This window comes from Allobosea sp. CER48, assembly GCF_044752385.1.
Classification (GTDB): domain Bacteria; phylum Pseudomonadota; class Alphaproteobacteria; order Rhizobiales; family Beijerinckiaceae; genus Allobosea.
Genome location: NZ_JBIWYK010000382.1, coordinates 1 through 3,149, shown reverse-complemented (window position 1 = coordinate 3,149; position 3,149 = coordinate 1). Strand labels below are relative to the sequence as shown.

The following is a 3,149-nucleotide window of genomic DNA, read 5'->3' as shown; positions in this document are numbered from 1 at the left end:
CCGCCCTCTTCTCGCTCGACTCTGCCGGCCTCGTCGTCGAGGGCAACGATGTCGAGGATTGCGGCAACAACGGCATCCAGATCTGGCGCAGCCAGCCCGGCGACGATCGCTCGACCGTCCGGGGCAACCGCGTGAGCCGCATCAGGGCCGATGCCGGCGGCGATGGCCAGAACGGCAACGGCATCAGCCTTTTCCGCGCCGGCGGCGTCATCATCGAAGGCAACCAGCTCCGCGATTGCGCGATGACCTTCATCCGCAACAATTCCGGCTCCGGCGTCCAGATCCTCGGCAACCAGGGCCGGCGCTGCGGCGAGGTCGCGCTCTACAGCGAATTCGCGTTCGAGGGCACGATCATGGCGAACAACCTGGTCGAGGACTGCGCGCAGGGCGCCAATATCACCAATCTCGACCATGGCGGGCGGCTCGCCGTCTTCGCCAACAACATCATCCGCGATGTCAGGCGCGGGCTCGCGCCGAACGGCAAGGAGCCGATCGGCGGCATCGGCGTTCACGTCGAGGCGGAAGCCGCCGTGACCGGCAACGTCATCGAGGATGCCAGCGATATCGGCATCTCGCTCGGCTGGTCCTGGGGCATGCGCAACCTCGCCTGCACGGGCAATGTCGTGCGCAAGACCGGCACCGGGATCGCGATCTCGCTGGTGCCGAAAGAGCGCAACGCTCTGATCGCGAACAATCTCATCGATGCGGCCCGCAACGGCGCCATCGTCGGCACGGAATACGGCAAACCCGTCACCGGCGACCTCGCCAGGACGCCAGACGCCAAGGCGGCGGGCGTCACGGTGGCCAACAACGCCGTCCGCTAGGGCGCCTCAGGCAGCCGGCGCGCGGATCCGGCCGACCTCGATGCCGTTCCAGTTCTTCAGGACGTTCTCGCGCAGCGGCGCAAAGGCGGCCTGCGTGGCTTCGTCCATCGGCAGGAAGCGGGCGATCAACGCCCCGAGCGCGACCTCGGCGGCACGGCCCGCCCCATCGTCGCATTTCAGCGCGATGCCGTAGCCGAGTTCCGGCAGCGCGGCGCAATAGACACCTTCGGCACCGGTCTTGGTGAAGGCACGCGCGCCCAAAAGGTCCATCAGCCGGGTGTCGTAGCGGCCGGTGCCGGCGACCATGAAGGGATGGGCCGCCGCGGCTGCACGGATGCGTGCCGCCGCCCTGGCCCGCTCGGGGCCGAAGCCGTGCCCCGTGCCGAAGCGGGCGAAGCCGAGCGCAAGCGCCTTGAGCGGCACGGCATAGGAGGGAATCGAACAACCGTCGATGCCCATGCGGTCGGGGGTGTGCTCCGCACCGGTCACCGTCTCGAGCGCGCCGCGCACGGCCTGCTGCACGGGATGGCCGGCCCTCACATAGCCCGCAGGGTCCTCGTCGAGGCTGCAGGACAGGCAGACGAAGCCGGCATGCTTTCCGGAACAGTTGTTGTTGAGCGCGCTCGGCTCGGCGCCCGATTTCGCCAGGGCCCGCGCCACGACCTCGTTCATCGGCCAATGCGCCCCGCATTCCAGGCAGCCGGCATCGCGGCCCGCCTTCTTCAGCATGGCAAGCGAGGTCTCGGCATGCAGCGGCTCGCCGGAGTGCGAGGAGACGGCGAGCGCGATCTCCGCCTCGGTCAGCCCATAGCGATCGGCCGCGCCGCCCTCCAGGAGCGGAAGAGCCTGGATCGCCTTCACGGCCGAGCGCGGGAAGACCGGCCGCTCGACATCCCCCGTCGCGAAGACGACCGCGCCATCGGCGTCGACGACGACAGCCGCTCCTCGGTGGCGCGATTCGACGACGTTGCCGCGCGTCACTTCGGCGAGGACGGGGTTTTCCATGGCGACCTCCAGATTCCGCTTGCTGCGGATGGCCGCTTTTGGCGCCGCCCGGCCCCGCTGTCAAAAGCGCTGGCGGAAACCGCGGGCGGCTGCCACCGTAGAGGCAATCAGCCGTGCGTTCACGAGCAGGATAGCGATGTCACCTGACTACGAGACCGAGTACAACAACCGTGCCCGCGTGCCGGAACATCCCGGCATCATCGCCGGCTGGCAGGCCGATGCGGCCGCCTACCGCGAGACGGCGCTGTGCGAGCTCGGGGTCTCGTATGGCGAGGGCGAGCGTCAGCTCTACGACCTGTTCAAGCCGGAAACGATTCAGGGCAACGCGCTCGTCATGTTCATCCACGGCGGATACTGGCAAGCGCTCGACCGCAGCTTCTTCTCGCACATGGCCCGCGGCTTGAACCGGCGCGGCCTGCCGGTCGCCGTCGTCGGCTACGATCTCTGCCCGCAGGTCCATCTCGGCCATATCGTCTGGGAGCTCCAGCAGGCAGCGGCCGCCCTATGGCGCCGCTTCAACCTGCCGGTGGTCGCGACCGGCCATTCCGCGGGCGGACATCTGAGCGCCTGCACGCTCGCCACCGACTGGAAGAATGTCGACCCCGACCTGCCAGACCAGCTGGTGCCGGCCGCCTATGGCATCTCCGGCCTCTACAATCTGAAGCCGCTGACCGAGACCAGCATCAACAAGGCGCTCGGCCTCGACATGGCGGCGGCGGAGCTGGAAAGCCCGTTGTTCTGGTCGGCGCCGTCGCGGCTGACGATGGACGCGGTGGTCGGGGGCGCCGAGAGCGCGGAATATCACAAGCAGAGCCGCCGGCTCGTCGATGTCTGGGGTCTCGAAGGCGTGAAGACGCGCTACGAGGAGATACCAGGCGCCAACCATTTCACCGTCATCGCCGGTCTCGCCGAACCCGAGAATCCGATGACGAAACGCATCGCCGCTCTCGCCGGAGCTTGATCTTCCGGCGCGGAGGATTCTATCCAGACCGCATCAGAGTTTCGGAGCCCGCGATGCAGACCTTCTTCGTCGAGATCAAATGCAAGCTCGGCAAGACCTACGAGGTCGCCAGCGAGCTGGCCGATCGCGAGATCGCCTCCGAAATCTATTCGACCGCCGGCAACTACGACATCCTCGCGAAGTTCCACGTCGCGGCGGATGTCGACATCGGCCATTTCGTCGCACAGAAGGTGCAGTCGATCCCCGAGATCGCCGACACTCACACGATCATCACCTTCAAGGCGTTCTGACGTCCGCTGCCTCGGCCGGGCTACCGAATGCACGGAGCGCCCGCAGACAAGGCGGGCCGGCGATCGTCC

Annotated in this window: 4 protein-coding genes; 3 read left to right on the top strand and 1 reads right to left on the bottom strand. The window is 67.6% G+C overall.

Translation table 11 applies throughout. The features are described from left to right. Positions 1 to 824, top strand: an 824-nt coding sequence (locus ACIPIA_RS13175) for a TIGR03808 family TAT-translocated repetitive protein (RefSeq protein ID WP_400510203.1), incomplete at its 5' end; no start/stop codon positions are given. A 6-nt stretch (positions 825 to 830) separates the two neighbouring features. On the opposite strand, the gene ACIPIA_RS13170 is transcribed toward ACIPIA_RS13175, so the two are convergent. Next, positions 831 to 1,829: an asparaginase gene (locus tag ACIPIA_RS13170; protein WP_400510201.1), complete on the bottom strand. Its 999-nt coding sequence runs from the start codon at positions 1,827 to 1,829 to the stop codon at positions 831 to 833. A gap of 136 nt (positions 1,830 to 1,965) precedes the next feature. Here ACIPIA_RS13170 and ACIPIA_RS13165 point away from each other — a divergent pair, with 136 nt between their 5' ends. Next, positions 1,966 to 2,790 (top strand): alpha/beta hydrolase, encoded by an 825-nt coding sequence (locus tag ACIPIA_RS13165; protein ID WP_400510199.1) that lies wholly within the window; start codon positions 1,966 to 1,968, stop codon positions 2,788 to 2,790. A 53-nt stretch (positions 2,791 to 2,843) separates the two neighbouring features. Then, complete coding sequence (locus ACIPIA_RS13160) at positions 2,844 to 3,080, top strand: Lrp/AsnC ligand binding domain-containing protein (RefSeq protein WP_038361355.1); 237 nt, start codon at positions 2,844 to 2,846, stop codon at positions 3,078 to 3,080. The last annotated feature ends 69 nt before the right edge of the window (positions 3,081 to 3,149 follow it).

Excerpts from the sequence above, each read along its gene's own strand:
- ACIPIA_RS13160 (WP_038361355.1), top strand. The coding sequence starts at position 2,844 with ATGCAGACCTTCTTCGTCGAGATCAAATGCAAGCTCGGCAAGACCTAC.
- ACIPIA_RS13165 (WP_400510199.1), top strand. The coding sequence starts at position 1,966 with ATGTCACCTGACTACGAGACCGAGTACAACAACCGTGCCCGCGTGCCG.
- ACIPIA_RS13170 (WP_400510201.1), bottom strand. The coding sequence starts at position 1,829 with ATGGAAAACCCCGTCCTCGCCGAAGTGACGCGCGGCAACGTCGTCGAA.